Source organism: Marimonas lutisalis (assembly GCF_005434965.1).
GTDB classification, from domain to species: domain Bacteria; phylum Pseudomonadota; class Alphaproteobacteria; order Rhodobacterales; family Rhodobacteraceae; genus Marimonas_A; species Marimonas_A lutisalis.
Genome location: NZ_SKCI01000003.1, coordinates 376,334 through 396,204 on the forward strand (window position 1 = coordinate 376,334; position 19,871 = coordinate 396,204).

General features: G+C 63.3%; 15 protein-coding genes and 1 tRNA gene. 6 read left to right on the plus strand and 10 right to left on the minus strand.

Features of this window, described 5'->3' with window-relative positions; genetic code table 11:
- Positions 1 to 21: 21 nt before the first annotated feature.
- The 8 genes from mraY to E0501_RS15025 form a co-directional block, all read right to left on the minus strand.
- Positions 22 to 1,104, minus strand: a complete 1,083-nt coding sequence (gene mraY / locus E0501_RS14990; RefSeq protein WP_137702189.1) for a phospho-N-acetylmuramoyl-pentapeptide-transferase — start codon at positions 1,102 to 1,104, stop codon at positions 22 to 24.
- The gene (locus E0501_RS14995) at positions 1,105 to 2,529 is read right to left on the minus strand and encodes a UDP-N-acetylmuramoyl-tripeptide--D-alanyl-D-alanine ligase (RefSeq protein WP_137702190.1); all 1,425 of its coding nucleotides are present in this window, start codon (positions 2,527 to 2,529) and stop codon (positions 1,105 to 1,107) included.
- Complete coding sequence (locus E0501_RS15000; protein ID WP_137702191.1) at positions 2,526 to 4,010, minus strand: UDP-N-acetylmuramoyl-L-alanyl-D-glutamate--2,6-diaminopimelate ligase; 1,485 nt, start codon at positions 4,008 to 4,010, stop codon at positions 2,526 to 2,528. The genes E0501_RS14995 and E0501_RS15000 overlap by 4 nt, the downstream gene beginning before the upstream one ends.
- A gap of 19 nt (positions 4,011 to 4,029) precedes the next feature.
- Positions 4,030 to 5,811: a peptidoglycan D,D-transpeptidase FtsI family protein gene (locus E0501_RS15005; RefSeq protein ID WP_137702192.1), complete on the minus strand. Its 1,782-nt coding sequence runs from the start codon at positions 5,809 to 5,811 to the stop codon at positions 4,030 to 4,032.
- Positions 5,808 to 6,152, minus strand: coding sequence for a cell division protein FtsL (gene ftsL / locus E0501_RS15010; RefSeq protein WP_137702193.1), 345 nt, complete (start codon positions 6,150 to 6,152; stop codon positions 5,808 to 5,810). Before ftsL ends, E0501_RS15005 begins: the two co-directional genes overlap by 4 nt.
- Positions 6,149 to 7,138 (minus strand): 16S rRNA (cytosine(1402)-N(4))-methyltransferase RsmH, encoded by a 990-nt coding sequence (rsmH, locus tag E0501_RS15015; protein WP_137702194.1) that lies wholly within the window; start codon positions 7,136 to 7,138, stop codon positions 6,149 to 6,151. Before rsmH ends, ftsL begins: the two co-directional genes overlap by 4 nt.
- Positions 7,138 to 7,644 carry a division/cell wall cluster transcriptional repressor MraZ gene (gene mraZ / locus E0501_RS15020; protein ID WP_137702195.1) on the minus strand — a complete coding sequence of 169 codons (507 nt, stop codon included), beginning with the start codon at positions 7,642 to 7,644 and terminating at the stop codon, positions 7,138 to 7,140. The genes rsmH and mraZ overlap by 1 nt, the downstream gene beginning before the upstream one ends.
- A gap of 653 nt (positions 7,645 to 8,297) precedes the next feature.
- Entirely contained in the window at positions 8,298 to 9,377 is a 1,080-nt protein-coding gene (locus E0501_RS15025) for an Mrp/NBP35 family ATP-binding protein (protein WP_137702196.1), read from the minus strand.
- A gap of 239 nt (positions 9,378 to 9,616) precedes the next feature.
- Between E0501_RS15025 and E0501_RS15030 the strand changes: the two genes are divergently transcribed.
- The gene (locus tag E0501_RS15030; protein WP_137702197.1) at positions 9,617 to 9,838 is read left to right on the plus strand and encodes a DUF1127 domain-containing protein; all 222 of its coding nucleotides are present in this window, start codon (positions 9,617 to 9,619) and stop codon (positions 9,836 to 9,838) included.
- Between the two features lie 372 nt (positions 9,839 to 10,210).
- Here E0501_RS15030 and E0501_RS15035 read toward each other — a convergent pair whose 3' ends face one another.
- Positions 10,211 to 10,552, minus strand: coding sequence for a zinc ribbon domain-containing protein YjdM (locus E0501_RS15035; RefSeq protein WP_137702198.1), 342 nt, complete (start codon positions 10,550 to 10,552; stop codon positions 10,211 to 10,213).
- A gap of 189 nt (positions 10,553 to 10,741) precedes the next feature.
- On the minus strand, positions 10,742 to 13,081 hold the full coding sequence (locus tag E0501_RS15040; protein ID WP_137702199.1) for an ATP-dependent helicase: 2,340 nt from the start codon (positions 13,079 to 13,081) through the stop codon (positions 10,742 to 10,744).
- Between the two features lie 105 nt (positions 13,082 to 13,186).
- On the opposite strand from E0501_RS15040, the gene E0501_RS15045 reads away from it, so the two are divergent.
- The 5 genes from E0501_RS15045 to E0501_RS15065 all read left to right on the plus strand — a co-directional run bounded on the left by E0501_RS15045 (position 13,187) and on the right by E0501_RS15065 (position 19,848).
- Positions 13,187 to 14,329, plus strand: coding sequence for an alpha-hydroxy acid oxidase (locus E0501_RS15045; protein WP_193555904.1), 1,143 nt, complete (start codon positions 13,187 to 13,189; stop codon positions 14,327 to 14,329).
- Positions 14,330 to 14,467: 138 nt separating this feature from the next.
- Positions 14,468 to 17,914, plus strand: a complete 3,447-nt coding sequence (locus tag E0501_RS15050; protein ID WP_137702200.1) for a pyruvate carboxylase — start codon at positions 14,468 to 14,470, stop codon at positions 17,912 to 17,914.
- Complete coding sequence (locus tag E0501_RS15055; RefSeq protein ID WP_205123504.1) at positions 17,911 to 19,212, plus strand: MFS transporter; 1,302 nt, start codon at positions 17,911 to 17,913, stop codon at positions 19,210 to 19,212. The genes E0501_RS15050 and E0501_RS15055 overlap by 4 nt, the downstream gene beginning before the upstream one ends.
- 42 nt (positions 19,213 to 19,254) lie before the next feature.
- Positions 19,255 to 19,641: an MAPEG family protein gene (locus tag E0501_RS15060; protein ID WP_137702201.1), complete on the plus strand. Its 387-nt coding sequence runs from the start codon at positions 19,255 to 19,257 to the stop codon at positions 19,639 to 19,641.
- 132 nt (positions 19,642 to 19,773) lie between these two features.
- Positions 19,774 to 19,848: transfer RNA gene (locus tag E0501_RS15065), tRNA-Gly, on the plus strand.
- Positions 19,849 to 19,871 lie beyond the last annotated feature (23 nt).

A 19,871-nucleotide genomic window follows, 5' to 3' on the forward strand; every position in this document is an offset into this window, starting at 1 on the left:
TGCAACGGCGGACGAGCGGCCTCAGCGAACCTTCAACGTCGCCAACCCGATCATGGCGAGGATCAGAGAAATGATCCAGAACCGGATCACAATCTGCGGCTCAGCCCAGCCTTTTTTCTCATAGTGGTGATGGATCGGCGCCATCAGGAAAACCCGCTTGCCGGTGCGCTTGAAATACAGCACCTGGATGATCACGGACAAAGCCTCGACCACGAACAGGCCGCCAACGATGGCCAGCACGATCTCGTGCTTGGTCGCAACCGCGATCGCACCCAGCGCCCCCCCCAGCGCGAGGCTGCCGGTATCGCCCATGAACACCGCCGCTGGCGGCGCGTTGTACCACAGGAACCCCAGCCCCCCACCGATCAGTCCGGCGGAAAAGATCAATATCTCACCCGTGCCCGGCACGTAATGCACGTCCAGGTATTCGGTAAAGTCGACACGGCCAACGGCATAGGCGATCACGCCCAGCGTGCCGCCGGCAATCATCACCGGCATGATCGCCAGCCCGTCCAGACCGTCGGTCAGGTTCACCGCATTGGCCGCGCCGACAATCACGATCACCGCGAAGGGGATGAAAAGGTAGGACAGGTTGATCAGCGTGTCCTTGAACACAGGCAAGGCCAGTTGATATTGCAGCCCCTCGGGATGATAGACCGTGGCCCAGTAGCCGGCGATGGCGGAAATCACGAACCCCAGCAACAGCCGGATCCTGCCCGGCACGCCCGCCGTGTTCTGCTTGCTGACCTTGGCATAATCGTCGGCAAATCCGATCGCCGCAAAGGCTATGGTGACGAACAGCACCAGCCAGACGAACGGATTATCCAGCCGCGCCCACAGCAGCGTCGAGGTCAGAAGCGCGCCCACGATCAGCAGGCCGCCCATGGTCGGCGTGCCCGCCTTCTCGAAATGGCCCTCGGGCCCGTCATCGCGAATGGGCTGGCCCTTGCCCTGGCGGCGGCGCAGGACGTTGATCAACGGCGGGCCAAAGATGAAGCCAAAGAGAAGCGCCGTCATGAACGCGCCCCCGGCCCGGAAAGTGATGTATCGGAAGAGGTTAAAAAAATCTCCGCCATCCGACAAAGCGGTCAACCAGTACAGCATTCACGCGTCCCCTTCGTTTTGCTGGGCCGGATGGCCCATTTTGCGGATCGCGTCAACAACCAGGCTCACCTTGCTGCCCTTGGACCCCTTGACCAGCACGATATCCCCGGCATGAACCAGCTTGCGCACACGCGCCACCATCTCGTCGGCCGTCTCCATCCAGATGCCGCGGCGCGACAGCTCCAGCGCGTCGTAAAGATGCTTCATCCGTGGCCCGACGCAATGCACCACCTGCACCGCCTCGATCCAGGGCAACCGGGCCAGCTCGGCATGATCGGCGGCCTCGCTCGCGCCCAGTTCCAGCATATCGCCCAGGATGGCAATCCGCCGGCCCCGGCGGCTGTCCCCGGGCCGGGCGGCCGCCAGCACCTCAAGCGCGGCGGCCATCGAGGTCGGGTTGGCGTTGAACGCGTCGTCGATCAGGTCCAGCTCGGCTTCGGTCGCATCGTCCAGCACGACACGTTCACGCGTGCCGCGCCCGGCCGGCGGCACCCAGCGGGCCAGGTCGGTGGCCGCGATATCGCGATCGGCGCCCAGCGCCTCGACCGCGGCCAGCACGCCCAGCCCGTTCATCGCGAAATGCCGCCCCGGGCTTGAAATCCGGAACAAAAGGCGCGTGCCGTCCGTGCGCGCCTCGCATACCGTGGCGTCGTCGGTCAATGTCACCTGTTCCAGGCGATAGTCGCCACGCGTCTCGCCGAACAGCACCGTCTTCGCGCCCACCGCGCGGACCTTGTCCTGCAGGATCTGCGCGGTGCCGATATCGGCGTTCAACACCGCCACGCCGCCGGGCTCCAACCCGTCAAGGATCGCCGCCTTTTCATGCGCGATCCCCTCGATCGACTCGAACGCCTCGATATGCGCAGGCGCCACGGTGGTAATCATCGCCACATGCGGACGCGCCATCCGCGCCAGCGGCGCGATTTCGCCGGGATGGTTCATCCCGATCTCGATCACCGCGTATTCGGTATCGACCGGCATCCGCGCCAGCGTCAGCGGCACGCCCCAATGGTTGTTGTAGGACGCCTCGGCGGCATGGGTCCGGCCCTGCCCCTTCAGCACATCGCGCAGCATCTCCTTGGTCGAGGTCTTCCCGACCGATCCGGTGACCGCCACCACCCGGGCCTGCGTGCGCGCGCGCGCCGCCCGGCCCAGCGCCTCCAGCGCCTCCAGAACGTCACTGACGATCAACAGCGGCGCATCGCCGGCCACACCTTCGGGCACATGGCTCACCATCGCCGCGCCCGCGCCCTTCTCCAGCGCCTGCGCCACAAAATCATGCCCGTCCCGCGCGGCCTTCAGCGCCACGAACAGGTCCCCGGCCTGGATCGTGCGGGTGTCGATCGACACGCCCTCGACGGCCCAGTCGCCCACTGCGCGCCCACCCGTGGCCTCGGCCGCCTCTTTCGCCGTCCACAGGCTCATGCGATACCTCCCTCCAGCGCCGCCACCGCCACGCTGGCCTGCTCGGCATCGTCGAAGGGCAGCACGTCATCGCCCACGATCTGCCCGCTCTCGTGCCCCTTGCCCGCGATCAGCAGCGCATCGCCCGCCTGCAGCAGGTCCACCCCGCGCAGGATCGCCTCGGCGCGGTCGCCCACCTCGTTGGCCTCGGGACAGCCTTCCATCACCGCCGCGCGGATCGTTGCCGGGTCCTCGCTGCGCGGGTTGTCGTCGGTCACGATCACCACGTCGGCATTCTCCGCCGCCGCGCGCCCCATCAGCGGGCGCTTGGTGGCGTCGCGGTCACCGCCCGCACCGATGATCGCGATGATCCGGCCAGCCACATGCGGGCGCAGCGCCTTCAGCGCGGTGGCCACCGCATCAGGCGTGTGCGCATAGTCCACGAACACCGCCGCACCGTTGCCGCGCTGCGCAGCCAGCTGCATCCGCCCGCGCACACCGCCCATGTGTTCCAGCGTCTCGAATACCCGCTCGGGCTCTTCCCCGCAGGCCACGACCAGCCCCGCCGCCAGCAGCACATTGTCCGCCTGGAACCCGCCGATCAGCGGAAGATAGGCGCGGAAGCCTTTCTTTTTCCAGGTGAAAAACACTTCCTGGCCGGTCGCATCGAAACGCTGTGCGGTCAGCTGCAAATCGGCGCCTTCGGTGCGGCCCACGGCCATCACCTTCTGGCCCCGGCCCGCGGCGATCGCCGCCATGTCCGGTCCGCGCGGATCGTCGATGTTGATCACAGCGGCCCCATCCTCGGGCAGAACCCGGGCAAAAAGCCCCGCCTTGGCCTCGAAATATTCGTCAAAGGTCTCGTGGTAATCCAGGTGATCCTGGGTGAAGTTGGTAAATCCCGCCGCCTTCAGATGCACCCCGTCGAGGCGCCGTTGCGCAAGCCCGTGCGATGATGCCTCCATCGCCGCATGGCTCACCCCGGCCTTTGCTGCCGCCGCCAGCGTCCGGTGCAGCGTGATGGGTTCCGGCGTGGTATGCGCCAGCGGCGCGTTCCACGCCCCTTCAACGCCGGTGGTGCCCAGGTTTACCGCCTCGTATCCCAACTCGGTCCAGATCATCCGGGTGAATGTGGCCACACTTGTCTTGCCGTTGGTGCCGGTGACCGCCACCATGGTCTCGGGCTGCACGCCGAACCACAGCGCGGCGGTATAGGCCAGCACCTGGCGCGGGTCCTCGCTCACGATCAGTGCGGCATCGCTAGCGGCCAGCTCCGCCTCGGCAATCCTGGCACCCGCGGCGTCGGTCAGAACCGCCGCCGCCCCCATACGCAGAGCATACTGGATGAACTCCCCGCCATGCACCTTCGTGCCCGGCAGCGCGGCAAAAAGGTAGCCCTCTTTCACCTCGCGGCTGTCGACGGCCAGGCCGGTGATCGTCGCATCTCGCCCGCCAAGGGCGGTCAGGCCCAGATCTCTCAGTGATTTCGCCTGCCCACCCATCTGCCCTGCCCGTTCTGGCCTAGTTCGATGTCAGCGTTATACCAGCCAATTGCCCGGGTTCAACTTGTGGCCGCAGACCCAAAAGCGGGGCAAGACGATTGGTCATTTCCGCCGCCACCGGCACCGCGGTCCAGCCCGCCGTGCGCCGCACCTCGCCCAGGGCGAAGGTCTCGGGCTCGTCCAGCGTGACGACCAGCACGTATTTCGGATCATGCGCCGGGAACATGCTGGCAAATGTCGCGATCACCTTGTCATCATAGTATCCGCCCCGGGGCTTTGGCTTGTCGGCCGAACCGGTCTTGCCGCCCACGGCATAGCCCGGCACCTCGGCAAAGCTCGCCGTGCCCTCGGTCACCACCTTGCGCAGCATCTCGCGCGATGCCGCGGCCACCTGCGCGCTCATCACCCGTTCACCATATTGCGGCGCATCGCGCTTCAACAGTGTCGGCTTCACCCGTGTGCCGCCATTGGCAATCGCGGCATAGGCTGCCGCCAGGTGCATCGGGCTCACCGAAATGCCGTGGCCATAGGAAATCGTCATCGCCGAAATCTCGGACCAGGACGGCGGCAACAGCGGCGTGCTCCCGCTCGCCTCGACGATCTCCAGCGGCGCCTTTTCCATCAGGCCTAGGCGGGCCAGGAAATCCTGCTGCCGTTTCGCCCCGATCATCTGCGCCAGTCGCGCCGTCCCGATATTCGAGCTCTTGACGATGATCTTCGTCACCGACAGTTCCGGGCCATAGTTATGGAAATCGCGGATCTTGTGCTTGCCCCAGCGCAGCGGGCCCTTGGTGTTGATCACTGTCGACGGATTCACCAGGCCCAGCTCCATCGCCTGCGCCGCGGTGAAAATCTTGAAGGTCGAGCCCAGCTCATAGACCCCCTGCACCGCCCGGTTGAAAAGCGGGCTGTCATCCGGCGCGCCCTCGGTCGGCGGGCGGGGCCTGTCGTTCGGGTCGAAATCGGGCAGGCTGACCACGCTGATCACCTCGCCGGTATGCACGTCCATCAGGACACTGGCCGCGCCCTTGGCATTCATCAGCTTCATGCCGCCGTAAAGAACCCGTTCGGCCGCCGCCTGCACCGTCAGGTCCAGCGACAGTTGCAGCGGCATGCCGCCCTCGGCCGGATCGCGCAGGAAATCGTCGAAAACCTTTTCCACGCCGGCTACGCCGATCACCTCGGCGGCGTCCACGCCCTCCTTGCCGAACGATGCGCCCCCCAGTACATGGCTTGCCAGCCGCCCGTTGGGGTAAAGCCGCATCTCGCGCGGCCCGAACAGCAGGCCGGGATCGCCGATATCATGCACCGCCTGCTTCTGCTCGGGGCTGATTTTCTTCTTTATCCACAGGAATTTACGCTTTCCGGTGAAATCCTTGACCAGGCGCTCTTCGTCCAGGTCGGGAAAGATCCGGACCAGCTCCTTCGCCACCCGCTTCGGCTCGATCATTTGCGGCGGCTGGGCATAAAGGCTGTGGGTCTCGAAATTGGTGGCCAGCACCCGGCCCTTGCGATCGACGATATCGGCACGCTGCATGACGATCTCGGCGGCGCTCGCGCGGGCGCGCGGTTCCATCGGCTCCGAGCTTGCCATCAAACCCATGCGCGCGCCGATCACCGCGTAGGCGCAGAAGAACATCACTCCCAGAACCAGCAGCCGGCCCTCGGCCCGGGCGCGGGCCTTGTCGCGCATCTCTTCGTGGCGCAGCCGGGTATTCTCGCGCTCGATCGCGTCGGGGTTCTCGCCCTTGGCACGGGCGTCCAGGATACGGGCCAGCGGGCGCAGTGGCGTGCGGATCATTGCCCTGCCTCCTCGGCCGACACATCGACGGCATTGTCGATCTGCATCGCCTTCTGGCTGGGATAGGAGACCTGGTCGATCCGCCCGAACTGGTCCGGGCTCAGCGCCAGAAGACCCAGCCGCTCGAAATTGATCTCGGCCAGTTCGCGCAGGCGGTCGGGCCGGTTCAGATAGGCCCATTCCGCCCGCAACATGCCCAGGCGGGCCCGGGCCGCGCCGATATCGCGCTGAAGTGTTTCGGTCTCGGTCAGTGCTTCCTGTGTCTTGTAGTTTTCGTGATAGGCCCAGAAGGCCAGCCCGATCACCACCATCGCGGTCACTATGTACAGCAGGGTTCTCATCGCCCTTTTCTCCCCAATTGCGGCATCCCGATTGCCGCCCTGTCAACCGGCCCGGCCGGGGCGTCCGTGCGCACGGCGACCCGCAGCTTGGCGCTGCGGCTGCGCGGGTTCTCGGCCAGTTCCTGCTCGTCCGGCCCGATCGCCTTGCGCGTCTTGATCTCGAATTGCGGGTGGCGCTCTACCTCGGGCGCGTAACGGCTGCCGCCGCCGGTGCGCGATTTTTCCTGGAGGAACCGCTTCACGATCCGGTCCTCGATCGAGTGAAACGTCACCACCGCCAACTGCCCGCCCGGTTTCAACGCCCGTTCCGCCGCCTCCAGCCCCGCAACCAGTTCGCCGTATTCATCGTTCACCGCGATGCGCAGCGCCTGGAAACTGCGCGTCGCCGGATGGCTTTGTCCGGGTTTCGGCCGCGGCAGGGATTTTTCAATGATCGCAGCCAGTTGCAGCGTAGAGCTGATCTCGCCCTCGGCCCGCGCCCTGACGATGTTCCGGGCAATCCGCCGACTCGCGCGCTCCTCGCCATAGTGATAAAGGATATCGGCCAGCTCGGCCTCGTCGGCGGTGTTCACGATATCGGCCGCACTCGGGCCTTCCTGGCTCATCCGCATATCGAGCGGCCCATCGGCCATGAAGGAAAACCCGCGCGCCGCCTGGTCCAGTTGCATCGAGCTCACGCCGAGATCCAGCACCACGCCATCCAGATCGCTGCCATACTTATCGAGGCGCGAGAACGTACCATGCACCAGTTCCAGCCGGTCGCCATAGGCCCCGGCCCAAGCCTTCGCCATCTCGAACACATCCGGGTCGCGGTCCACCGCGATCACCTTCTCCGCACCCTCGTCCAGCAGGGCGCGGGTATAGCCGCCCGCGCCAAAGGTGCCGTCCAGCCACACCCCCCTTACAGGCGCAATCGCCCGCAAAAGCGGGCGCAGGAGAACCGGGATATGCGGGGCATCGGATGGGGCGTGGGCAGCGGCCGCCATCATCCTTCACCTCTCGCCTTGTCGAGGTAGATCAGCGGATCGAAATCCTCGGGCAGCTCGTCCAGCCACTCCTCGGTCTTCGCAAGTTCCTCTTCCTCGTAGGTCTCGGGTTTCCAGATCTGGAACGTGTCGCCCGCCGCGATAAAGAACGCCTCACCCTCAAGGCCGATCTTCTGGCGCAGCTTCGCCGGCAGCACCAGCCGCCCGGTCTCATCCACGTTGGTCGGGAAGGATTGCCCATGGAACAGCCGCTGCAGCATCTTGCGCTCCATGCTGCCGCGCGGCAGCGCCGCGATCTGTGCGTCGACCTCCTCGATCGCCTCCATGGTATAGCATTCCAGGTAGTGCCGGCGATGATCGCCGTAAACGATGACAAGGTTGGGGTTCAGGCCATCGGTCCATTCCGGGTCACCCGCCTCCAGAACACGGCGAAACGAGGCCGGGATCGACACCCTGCCCTTCGCATCCACCTTGTGGTGGCTTTCGCCTCTGAACCTGCGGGTCACTGTCCCTTGGCCCTCTTCTCGTTACCTGCCCTGGTCGCGCGTCCGCATCCCGGGGCCTTGAAAGGAAACGGCGGATTGATCTGCTGCCACTGATCAATCCGCCGCCCTCGTCCCGCTCTTGCGGGGTGTCCGACTGCGCGCGCCACCTGGGGGGATGTCTGCTCGCCCGCGCGCCGGATCTCTTTGTTCGATGAAAGCGGGTGCCTGTATGAAACCTGACTTGGGAGTTTTTGTTCGGGGTTCTTTTTGTGCCCCTTGTTCCCGTCCTCATCGTGTATATAGGGATGACATGGGAATTCATGGTAATCAATAGTTTTCTTGGGGAATTTGCCACATCATCTTGTTTCAGCACCCCCATCAAAACAAGATATTGGGGTCAATTTTGACGCCAAGGCACCGAACCTAGCGGAATATTGCCGATATAAACACAATATATAGTAGACCCTTGCCGTGGCAAAAATTTCCCACGAAATCCCAAAATTTCTGCCAGCAAGCCACTTAAACCCGAGTTTACGCGACAGGCATCCACGAAAAACGGCGCGAATCACCAGTGATTCACGCCGTTTCAGCCGTTTTGATTCGTATTTTCCGTCGTCGCGGCCGAACCGTCCCACGTTTTCCCGTGGGCGGTTCCATGCTGTCCCATACAGGGCCTAGATAACACCCGCTTCAATCAGCCCCTGCGCCAGCCGGGCATAGGCGTCGGCCATCACGCCTTCGCCCGCGGCCACCGGCTTGCCCTCGTCGCCGCCCAGCCGTGTCTGCAAATCGATCGGCAGCGCCGCCAGCAGCGGCGCGCCCAGCTTCTTCGCCTCCGCGGCAACGCCGCCATGGCCGAACACATGCTCCTCATGCCCGCATTTGGGGCAGTGATACACGCTCATGTTCTCGATCAGCCCGATGATCGGCACGTTCAGCCGTTGCAGCATGTCGATCCCCTTGCGCGCGTCGATCAGCGCCACATCCTGCGGCGTCGACACCATGATCGCGCCATCCAGCTCGCTCTTCTGCGCCAGGGTCAGCAGCACATCCCCCGTGCCGGGCGGCAGATCGACGATCAGAACATCCAGTTCGCCCCAGTTCACTTCGGTCAGGAACTGCTGCAACGCGCCCATCAGCATCGGACCGCGCCAGACCACGGCCTGTCCCTCTTCCAGCATCAGCCCGATCGACATCACCTTCACGCCATAAGCCTCGGGCGGGATCAGTTGATTGTCCGCGCCCGCCTGTGGCTTGCCGCTGATGCCCATCATGCGCGGCTGGCTCGGCCCGTATATATCGGCGTCCAGCAGGCCCACTTTCTTGCCGGCCCGCGCCAGCGCCACGGCCAGGTTGGTGCTGACCGTCGATTTGCCGACACCGCCCTTGCCCGAGCCGACCGAGATGATCCGCTTTACCCCCGCGGGCTTGACCTTCTCGGCCTGCGGCTTGGGGTGGCGCCCGATCTTCAGGTCCGGCGGCGGCGCCTTCTGCGCCGGTTGCGCCGGGCCATGCGCGGTCAGAACTGCCGAAACGCCCTCGACCCCGTCAATCTTGCCCACCAGCTGCACCGCGGCCACGCGGATGGGCTCCATCTTCTGTGCGTCCTCCGGCGTCGGCGCTTCGATCACGAATCGCACCTGCCCGCCGTCGATCGACACCGCCTTGATCATCTCGCGCGACACGAGGCTGCCACCATCTGGCACCTGGATTCGGTCCAGCTCGCTCAGGATCATTTCTCGCGTGACGCTCATCTTTTTCCCCTTCGGCCAATTGATTCATCATACCTGCGTGTTTTTGCCCAAAGCGCAAGACCACTGCCCGAAATTCGGGCAGTCTGTGAACGCAACCCCTTGAATCGGAACACTCTTTCCCTTGGGTCAACTATGCAGATGCTGCATGGCGGCATTGCTTCATCGGTTATTGTGCACCTGCAGCAATTCACTAAATTGAATGCAACAGACGACGGCAAGACACAACAAGGGTGGCCCCGATGGCCTACACGACCGCAAACAACACCGTTCCCGCCCACGGCCTGGCCGCTCTGGCCCTGCGCGCCGAGGCGCTGGTCGAACGCATCAACCGCTACCGGCTCTATCGCCGGACGCTGGCAGAAATGGCCGACATGTCGGCCCACGAATTCGATGAACTGGGCTTCAGTCACGCCAACCTGCGCGCGGCAGCCTACGAGGCGGTCTACGGATCGCAAAACTGAACATAAGGATCAGAGGCCCCTCTCCTCCTCCCTGGGGCTTCTCTGATTAGGCGGCGGGATCACTCCTCCTCCCAGACCCCGCCGCCAACAAAATACCGGATTGCGCCGGGGTCTCTCCTCCTCCCTGACCCTGCCGCATGATCGTGACGGCGGCACCCTCTCCTCCTCCCTAGGTGTCGCCGCCCACAAAACCGAATGCGCCGGGGTCTCTCCTCCTCCCTGACCCCCGCATGACAGAGACGGCGGCATCCTCTCCTCCTCCCTGGATGCCGCCGTTTTCCTTTTTCAGACGCCAACAACTCTACAACGCCAGACCTGCAAGGCCCGGCGCTGTTGGCGTCGATACGTTCGGCAAGGTCGAAGTCCGAGCCGTCAGTCGCTCACTTTTTTCACGAATTGAGATTTCAGCCCGATCGGCCCGACACCGGGGATCTTGCAGTCGATGTCATGATCGCCATCGACCAGGCGAATGCCGCGCACCTTGGTGCCCACCTTGATCACCGATGACGTGCCCTTGAGCTTGAGATCCTTGATCACCGTCACCGTGTCGCCATCGGCCAGCGGGTTGCCCACGCTGTCGCGCACCACCGCCGCGTCTCCGCCGGGCGCCTCGGCCGACCATTCATGCCCGCATTCGGGGCAGATCAGCAGGGCATCCACCTGGTAGGTGAAGGCAGACGAACATTCGGGGCACGGTGGCAGGGTCTCGGTCATGGGCATCGCTTAGCGCCCGCAGCCGGGCAAGACCAGCGAAATCTCCCGTCTGCGCGGGGCCCACCCGCGCGGCGCATTAACCTTAACGCGCGTTAACCCCGGCCCTTTCAGACGGCAGCCGGATGTCAGCCGGGCGGTGCACGCATGTCACCACCCGGATTTCGACCGTGCGCTGGCGTTAACCCTTGCTCAGAACGGGATGTCATCCGCGCCGCTGACAAAGCGCGCCACAACCTTCTTCACCCCGGCTTTCTCGAAATCGATCTCCAGCTTGTCGCCTTCGATCCCGATGATTTTTCCATAGCCGAACTTCTGGTGAAACACCCTCTCGCCCATCGTGTGACTGCTCACCGCCTCCAGGTCGATAACCTGGTTTCTCGTTTCTTTCGGCTGGCTTACGGGGCGTTCCCGGCTGCGCGCCTGCATCCGCCGCCAGCCCGGGCTATTATAGACATTGGCCTCCGCCGCACGGCTCTCGATCCCGCCCGCCGACGCCGCGCCATAGCCCCCGCCATAAAGCCCCGGCGGCGTCAGCACCTCGACATGCGCCTCGGGCAATTCATCGATGAAACGGCTGGGCATCTGGCTCTGCCACTGCCCGTAAACCCTTCTGTTTCCAGCAAAACTTATCGTGCAAAGCTCCTCCGCCCGGGTGATCCCGACATAGGCCAGACGGCGCTCTTCCTCCAACCCCTTGATGCCGTTTTCATCCATCGACCGCTGCGACGGGAAAAGCCCGTCCTCCCACCCCGGCAGGAACACCGCGGGAAACTCCAGCCCCTTGGCCGCATGCAGCGTCATGATCGAGACCTTCTCGTCCTGGTCGTCGCTGTCATTGTCCATGATCAGACTGACATGCTCCAGGAATCCCTGAAGGTTTTCAAAGCTTTCCAGCGCCTTCACCAGTTCCTTGAGGTTCTCCAGCCGCCCCGGCGCCTCGGGCGTCTTGTCGTTCTGCCACATCTCGGTATAGCCGCTCTCGTCCAGCACGATCTCGGCCAGTTCCACGTGGCTCAGCTCCGGGCTGCCAACCATGCGCCCCCACCGGTCCAGCCCGTCCAGAAGCTTGGCCAGTTCCACCGCGCCCTTGCCGCCGATCCCCTTGGTTTCAATCAGGATTTTCGCGCCTTCCAGCAGCGACACGCCGTTCGACCGCGCCGCTTTCTGGATCTTCTGTTGGGCCACGTCGCCCAGCCCGCGCTTGGGCGTGTTGACGATCCGCTCGAAGGCCAGATCGTCATCGGGGCTGACGACAAGCCGGAAATAGGCCATCGCGTCGCGGATCTCCATCCGCTCGTAAAACCGCGGCCCGCCAATCACCCGGTAAGGCAGACCGATGGTCAGGAACCGGTCCTCGAAGGCCCGCATCTGGTGGCTCGCCCGTACAAGGATGGCCATTTCATTCAATGAAAACGGGCGCATGCCGCGGGTGCCGCGCTGCATCGCCTCGATCTCCTCACCGATCCAGCGCGCCTCTTCCTCGCCGTCCCAATGGCCGATCAGGCGCACCTTCTCGCCCTCCTCGGCCTCGGTCCAAAGTTCCTTGCCCAGCCGGCTTTCATTGCCGCGGATCACGCCGCCGGCAGCCGCCAGGATATGCGGGGTCGAGCGATAGTTCTGCTCCAGCCGCACCACCTTGGCGCCCGGAAAATCCTTTTCGAACCGCAGGATGTTGCCCACTTCTGCCCCGCGCCAGCCATAGATCGACTGGTCATCGTCACCCACGCAGCAGATGTTCTTGTGCCCGCCCGCCAACAGGCGCAGCCACAGGTACTGGGCCACGTTGGTATCCTGGTATTCGTCCACCAGGATATAGCGGAACCAGCGCTGATATTGCTCCAGAACATCGCTGTGCTTCTGGAAAATCGTCACCATGTGCAGGAGCAGGTCACCGAAATCCACCGCGTTCAGCTCGCGCAGGCGCACCTGGTACTGCGCGTAAAGTTCCGTGCCGCGGTGGTTATAGGCCCCGGCCTCGCCTGCCGGTACGTTCTCCGGCGTCCAGGCACGGTTTTTCCAGTTGTCGATGATCGCCGCCAATTGCCGCGCGGGCCAGCGTTTGTCGTCGATATTCGCCGCCGCAACCAGCTGTTTCAAAAGGCGCAGCTGGTCATCGGTGTCCAGGATGGTGAAGTTCGATTTCAGCCCCACCAGCTCGGCGTGATCGCGTAGCAATTTTGCACAAATTGAATGGAATGTACCCATCCATTTTATTCCGCCATCAATTCTGTATGGCACCCGCGCGAGACGGTCTTGCATCTCCTTTGCGGCTTTGTTGGTAAAGGTCACCGCCAATATCTGGTGGCGCTGCGCTCGCCCGGTATTCATCAAGTGTGCAATCCGCGCCATCAGCGCCTTGGTCTTGCCCGTGCCCGCCCCCGCCAGCATCAGCACCGGCCCGTCCAGCGCCTCGACCGCGTCACGCTGCGCCGGGTTCAGCTCATCCAGATAGGGCACCGGCCGCGCCGCCATCGCGCGCGCCGACAGCGATGCCGCCTCAAATGCGTCCTGTTCGTCAAAACTGCTCATGCGGAACAGATTAACGAAACGTTCCTGCGAGATAAAGAGATGTTCGCGCCTTGTTCCATATCTTTCCTGTGGACAAACCTGACCCGCCGCAAACAAATACGGGCCATGGATTTGCATGCGAAATACCCCGCCCTTTCCGATCTCAAGGCCCGTGCAAAACGGCGCATCCCGCATTTCGTCTTCGAGTATCTCGACAGCGGCACCGGGACCGAGGCCACCACCCGCCGCAACCGTGAAAAGCTCGACGAGGTGCTGTTCATGCCCTCGATCCTGCACGGGCCGCAGACCCCCGATCTGGGCGTTAAGCTTTTCGAAAAGGATTTCCCGCTACCTTTCGGCATCGCGCCGGTTGGTCTGTCCGGGCTGATGTGGCCCAACGCCGAATACCTTCTGGCCGAAGCGGCGGCAAAGGCGGGCATTCCCTATTGCCTGTCCACCGTGGCCAGCCAGACGCCCGAACACGTGGCGCCGGTTCTGGGTGAGCATGGATGGTTCCAGCTCTACCCACCGAAAGACCCGGGCATTCGCCGCGATATGCTGCGGCGCGTGAAAGACGCCGGCTTCAGCGCCGTCGCGATGACGGTCGATGTGCCCGTGGCCTCGCGCCGCGAACGCCAGACGCGCTCGGGCCTCACGCACCCGCCGCGGATGACGCCGCGCATCCTGGCACAGATCGCGCGCCGGCCCAACTGGGCCTGGAACCTCTGGCGCAACGGCACCCCGCGCATGCGGCTTCTGGACAGCTACATGCAGGACAACCGCTCTCTCCCGCCGACGGAACATATCGGATACCTTTTGCGCACCTCGCCGGACTATTCCTATGTCCGCGCGGTGCGCGAGGAATGGGACGGGCTCTTTTTCATCAAGGGCGTGCTCGATCCTGAACAGGCAAAAACGCTTGAAGCAGAAGGCGTTGACGGGCTCTGGGTGTCCAACCATGCGGGCCGGCAGTTCGATGGCTCCCGCTCGACAATCGAGATGCTCCCGGCGATCCGCGCGGCATCGAACCTGCCGATCATCTTCGACAGCGGCATCGAGGGCGGTCTCGATATCCTGCGCGCCCTCGCGCTCGGCGCCGATTTCGTGATGATGGGCCGCGCATGGCACTATGCGCTCGCCGCGCTTGGCCGCGACGGCCCGGCACATCTGCTCGAAATGCTGACCCGGGATCTGGTCGCGAACCTCGGCCAGATCGGCGTAGAGCGTTTCGCGGATCTGCCCACGCGCCTTGTGTCGAAACCGGCCTGATCGCGACCTTTTCCCACGGCCCGCAGGCCTGCGGGAAATGTTACAGGATTATTGCAGGACGTGTATTGCGCTGCACTGCGGCATCGCGGTAGCTATGCGCCCAACTCAGCTTGGCGGGACAGAAGGGGCACCTGATCAATGGCCGAATTCAAGAAAATCCTCATCGCCAACCGCGGCGAAATCGCGATCCGCGTCATGCGCGCTGTCAACGAGATGGGCAAGAAAACGGTCGCCGTCTTTGCCGAAGAGGACAAGCTTTCACTGCACCGCTTCAAAGCAGACGAGGCCTATCGCATCGGCGAGGGGCTCGGCCCGGTCGCAGCCTATCTCTCGATCGACGAGATCATCCGCGTGGCCAAGGAGAGCGGCGCCGATGCGATCCACCCGGGCTATGGCCTGTTGTCGGAAAACCCCGATTTCGTCGATGCTTGCGACAAAAATGGCATCACCTTCATCGGCCCCAAGGCCGAGACCATGCGGGCGCTTGGCGACAAGGCCAGCGCTCGGCGCGTGGCCATCGCGGCGGGCGTACCTGTTATCCCGGCAACCGAAGTGCTGGGCGACGACATGGAAGCGATCAAGGCCGAGGCGCGCGAGATCGGCTTTCCCCTGATGCTCAAGGCCAGCTGGGGCGGCGGCGGCCGCGGGATGCGGCCCATCCTGAACGAAAAGGAATTGCCCGAAAAGGTGATGGAGGGCCGGCGCGAAGCCGAAGCCGCCTTCGGCAATGGCGAGGGTTACCTGGAGAAAATGATCACCCGCGCGCGCCACGTCGAGGTACAGATTCTCGGCGACAAGCAAGGCGGCATGTATCACCTTTACGAGCGTGACTGCTCGGTCCAGCGCCGCAACCAGAAAGTCGTCGAACGCGCGCCCGCCCCGTATCTGAGCGAGCTCCAGCGCGCCGAGATCTGCGAGTTGGGCTACAAGATCTGCAAGCACGTCGATTACGAATGCGCCGGAACCGTCGAGTTCCTGATGGATATGGACTCCGGTCAGTTCTACTTCATCGAGGTAAACCCCCGCGTGCAGGTCGAACATACCGTCACCGAAGAGGTGACCGGCATCGACATCGTGCGCGCCCAGATCCTGATCACCGAAGGCAAGACAATTGCCGAGGCAACGGGAAAGGCCGATCAGGACCACGTCACGCTGAACGGCCACGCCCTGCAATGCCGCGTAACCACCGAGGATCCGCAAAACAACTTCATCCCCGACTACGGCCGCATCACCGCCTACCGCTCGGCCACGGGGATGGGTATCCGGCTCGATGGCGGCACAGCCTATTCCGGCGGAGTGATCACCCGCTACTATGACAGCCTGCTGACCAAGATCACGGCCTGGGCCCCAACGCCCGAAACGGCGATTGCCCGGATGGACCGCGCATTGCGTGAATTCCGCATCCGCGGCGTTTCCACCAACATCGCCTTCGTCGAAAATCTGCTGAAGCACCCCACATTTCTCAGCAATGAATACACCACCAAGTTCATCGATGAGACGCCCGAGCTCTTCCAGTTCAAGAAGCGCCGCGACCGGGGCACCAAGGTGCTGACCTACATCGCCGACATCACGGTCAACGGGCACCCAGAGACCCAGGGACGCCCGAAGCCACCTGCCGATTTAAAAGAACCGAAGGCACCCAAGCCCGCCGCCGATCCGGCCCCCGGAACAAAACAGTTGCTGGACGAGAAAGGCCCGCAGGCCGTGGCCGACTGGATGAAGGCACAAAAACAGCTTCTGATGACTGACACCACCATGCGCGACGGCCACCAGTCGCTTCTGGCAACGCGGATGCGTTCGATTGATATGATCAAGGTGGCGCCGACCTATGCCGCCAACCTGCCACAGCTTTTCAGCGTGGAATGCTGGGGCGGCGCCACTTTCGATGTGGCCTACCGCTTCCTGCAGGAATGCCCCTGGCAGCGCCTGCGCGATCTGCGCCGCGCCATGCCAAACCTGCTCACGCAGATGCTGCTGCGTGCCTCGAACGGCGTGGGCTATACCAACTATCCCGACAACGTGGTGCAGGAATTCGTCCGCCAGGCGGCCGAAACCGGCATCGACGTCTTCCGCGTGTTCGACAGCCTGAACTGGGTGGAAAACATGCGCGTGGCGATGGATGCCGTGGTCGAAAACAACAAGCTTTGCGAAGCCGCGATCTGTTATACCGGCGACATCCTGGATCCGGATCGCGCCAAGTACGACCTCAAATACTACGTCAATATGGCCAAGGAGCTTGAGGCGGCGGGCGCGCACGTGCTGGGCCTGAAGGACATGGCGGGCCTTCTGAAACCGGCTGCGGCCCGTGCCTTGATCAAGGCGCTGAAGGACGAGATCGGCCTGCCGATCCATTTCCACACGCATGATACCAGCGGCATTGCAGGTGCAACGATCCTTGCCGCCGCCGATGCCGGTGTGGACGCAGCCGATGCGGCGATGGATGCCTTCTCGGGCGGCACATCGCAGGCGTGCCTCGGCTCGATCGTCGAGGCGTTGGATCATACCGAGCGGAACACCGGCCTCGACATCGAAGCGATCCGCGAACTCTCTCACTACTGGGAGGCCGTGCGCACCCAGTATACCGCTTTCGAAAGCGGCCTGCAGGCCCCTGCCTCCGAGGTTTACCTGCACGAAATGCCCGGCGGACAGTTCACGAACCTCAAGGCGCAGGCGCGTTCTCTGGGACTCGAGGAGCGCTGGCCCGAGGTCGCACGCACCTATGCTGACGTGAACCAGATGTTCGGCGATATCGTGAAGGTCACACCGTCGTCCAAGGTCGTGGGCGACATGGCTCTGATGATGGTCAGCCAGGGGCTGACCCGCGCCGATGTCGAAAACCCCGAAACCGATGTCGCCTTTCCCGACAGTGTGATCGACATGATGCGCGGCAACCTTGGCCAACCCCCGGGTGGTTTCCCCGCGACGATCGTCAAGAAGGTGCTCAAGGATGAAAAGCCCAACCTGGACCGACCGGGCAAGCATCTTGAACCCGTCGACTTGGAAGCGACCCGTGCGAAACTGTCGGAAGAACTGGAAGGGTTCAAAATCGATGACGAGGATCTGAACGGGTACCTTATGTATCCCAAGGTTTTCCTTGATTACATGGGGCGCCACCGGATGTATGGCCCGGTGCGGACCCTGCCCACGCGCACCTTCTTCTACGGGATGGAAGCGGGCGAGGAGATCAGCGCCGAGATCGACCCCGGCAAGACCCTTGAAATCCGCCTTCAAGCCGTTGGCGAAACCAACGAAGACGGCGACGTGAAGGTGTTTTTCGAGCTGAACGGCCAGCCCCGCGTGATCCGAGTGCCGAACCGATTGGTCAAATCCCAAACGGCCAGCCGGCCTAAGGCCGAGACCGGCAACACCAACCACGTCGGCGCCCCGATGCCGGGCGTGGTGGCCAGCGTTGTCGTCTCCCCGGGGCAGAAGGTCAAAGAAGGCGATATGCTACTGACGATCGAGGCTATGAAAATGGAAACCGGCATACATGCCGAGCGCAATGCGACGGTGAAAGCCGTTCACGCCCATGCCGGTGGCCAGATTGACGCCAAGGACTTGCTGGTTGAATTCGAGCCGGAATGAGGGTGCCGGTGCATACCGGCCCCAAACCGCCCGCGCTGCGTCACAGGATCATGGCGGGCTTTATCGGCAATGTTGTCGAATGGTATGATTTCGCGCTCTACGGCTATTTGGCCGGCGTCATAGCGCCGGTCTTCTTCCCCTCGGAAAATCCCACCGCCGGGCTGATCGCAACCTATGGCATTTTCGCGGCCGGGTTCGTGATGCGCCCGCTGGGGGCTGCCGTGTTCGGCTGGTTCGGGGATCGCTATGGCCGGGCACGAACCATGCAGATATCCGTGGCGATGATGGCGCTGCCGACGCTGTTTCTTGGCTTGCTACCCAGCTACGCACAGGTCGGCATGCTGGCGCCCGCGCTGCTTGTCCTCGTCCGAATCCTGCAAGGTCTTTCGGTCGGCGGAGAATTTTCCTCGTCCGTTACGTACCTTGTCGAAACGGCGCCCGAAGGCAAACGCGGGCTGACCGGCAGCTGGGCAAATATCGGCTCTATGGCGGGCTCCCTTCTCGGAGTGGGAGCGGCAGCTCTCGTGACCAACCTGTTTGATGCGCAAAGCCTTACGGAGTGGGCCTGGCGCTTGCCTTTCCTGGGCGGTGCACTGCTTGGCCTGACGGCAATCTGGCTGCGCCGCAACCTGCATGAATCCCGCCGGTTCCAAGAGCATCACGATGCCCGCGCCAACACTTCACCGCTGCTTGAAGCCTTCACGACCAACCGCCGGGAAACGATTTTGGCACTGGCCTTCGCTGCATGCTACGGCACCTGCTATTACATCGTGTTCGTCTACCTGCCGGAATGGCTCTCGGCGCAGGACCTGATGGAGCGGGGCACGGCGCTGACGATCAACACACTGACCATGCTCTTGGTCATACCCGCCATGCCGCTCGCCGCCATCGTCGGCGACCGCTGGCTGCCCCGGCGCACTTGGATCGCTCTTGCGCTACTGCTTCTGGCCGTCATTGCCTGGCCGCTGCATGACTGGATGCTGGCCTCCAGCGGCTCGTTCACCGCCGTCATTCTGACGCATGCCATCGCGTTCACCCTTCTGTCGGTGCCGCTTGGGTCGGCTCCTGCACTGTTTGCAGAAATGTTCCCCGAACGCGACCGCCTGTCGGGCTATTCAGTGGCCTTCAACATCGGCACCGGCGTTTTCGGCGGTCTGACCCCGATGATCGCCTCGACGCTCATTGCCACAACCGGGGTGATGACAGCACCCGCTCTCTATCTTGCGTTCGCCGCGGCCCTTGCCGTTGCGGTTTTGGCCTTCACCCCAGACAACAGCCGCGGCCCGCTGCGGGTTTGATGCAGCTTGCAGCGGCTGCTTGCATGAAAAAGGAAACCAAGGATGCTCACCGTTGCCCCCATCTATGCCGGATTTCTGGCACTGCTTCTTGTCGCGCTGAGTTTCGGCGTCATCCGCGCCCGCCTAAAGGCGCGCGTCTCGGTTGGGGATGGAGGTGACAAGGGCGTAGTCAAATCCATGCGCGCTCAGGCAAACCTGGCCGAATATGCTCCGATGGGTCTCATCCTTCTGGCGTTTGCGGAACTGCAGGGCGCACCCGTCTGGGCCCTGCATGTTCTGGGCGCGACATTGCTGGCCGGGCGGGCAATGCATGCCTACGGGTTTTCACGATCACCACAAATCGTTCCCATGCGCCAATTCGGCATGGTGCTGACCTTTCTGATGCTCACCGTGGCGGCACTGGCCAACATCGCACATGCAGTTTTCTGAGATGTGCGCCAGATCGGAATGTATACCTCAGCCTGGATAGTTGACCGGGGCATCCGAAAATTCTTGCAGGCAGGCGCAATTTTCCTCTTGCAGCCCCCGGCCATATTTCATATCTCCCCCTCACCCAAGGACGCGGGCGTAGCTCAGGGGTAGAGCATTACCTTGCCAAGGTAAGGGTCGTGAGTTCGAATCTCATCGCCCGCTCCAATCTTCCCTCACGGGAAAACGAA

Coding starts and splice junctions, on each gene's coding strand:
- mraY (WP_137702189.1), bottom strand. CDS start 1,104: ATGCTGTACTGGTTGACCGCTTTGTCGGATGGCGGAGATTTTTTTAAC.
- E0501_RS14995 (WP_137702190.1), bottom strand. CDS start 2,529: ATGAGCCTGTGGACGGCGAAAGAGGCGGCCGAGGCCACGGGTGGGCGC.
- E0501_RS15000 (WP_137702191.1), bottom strand. CDS start 4,010: ATGGGTGGGCAGGCGAAATCACTGAGAGATCTGGGCCTGACCGCCCTT.
- E0501_RS15005 (WP_137702192.1), bottom strand. CDS start 5,811: ATGATCCGCACGCCACTGCGCCCGCTGGCCCGTATCCTGGACGCCCGT.
- ftsL (WP_137702193.1), bottom strand. CDS start 6,152: ATGAGAACCCTGCTGTACATAGTGACCGCGATGGTGGTGATCGGGCTG.
- rsmH (WP_137702194.1), bottom strand. CDS start 7,138: ATGGCGGCCGCTGCCCACGCCCCATCCGATGCCCCGCATATCCCGGTT.
- E0501_RS15025 (WP_137702196.1), bottom strand. CDS start 9,377: ATGAGCGTCACGCGAGAAATGATCCTGAGCGAGCTGGACCGAATCCAG.
- E0501_RS15030 (WP_137702197.1), top strand. CDS start 9,617: ATGGCCTACACGACCGCAAACAACACCGTTCCCGCCCACGGCCTGGCC.
- E0501_RS15035 (WP_137702198.1), bottom strand. CDS start 10,552: ATGACCGAGACCCTGCCACCGTGCCCCGAATGTTCGTCTGCCTTCACC.
- E0501_RS15040 (WP_137702199.1), bottom strand. CDS start 13,081: ATGAGCAGTTTTGACGAACAGGACGCATTTGAGGCGGCATCGCTGTCG.
- E0501_RS15045 (WP_193555904.1), top strand. CDS start 13,187: ATGGATTTGCATGCGAAATACCCCGCCCTTTCCGATCTCAAGGCCCGT.
- E0501_RS15050 (WP_137702200.1), top strand. CDS start 14,468: ATGGCCGAATTCAAGAAAATCCTCATCGCCAACCGCGGCGAAATCGCG.
- E0501_RS15055 (WP_205123504.1), top strand. CDS start 17,911: ATGAGGGTGCCGGTGCATACCGGCCCCAAACCGCCCGCGCTGCGTCAC.
- E0501_RS15060 (WP_137702201.1), top strand. CDS start 19,255: ATGCTCACCGTTGCCCCCATCTATGCCGGATTTCTGGCACTGCTTCTT.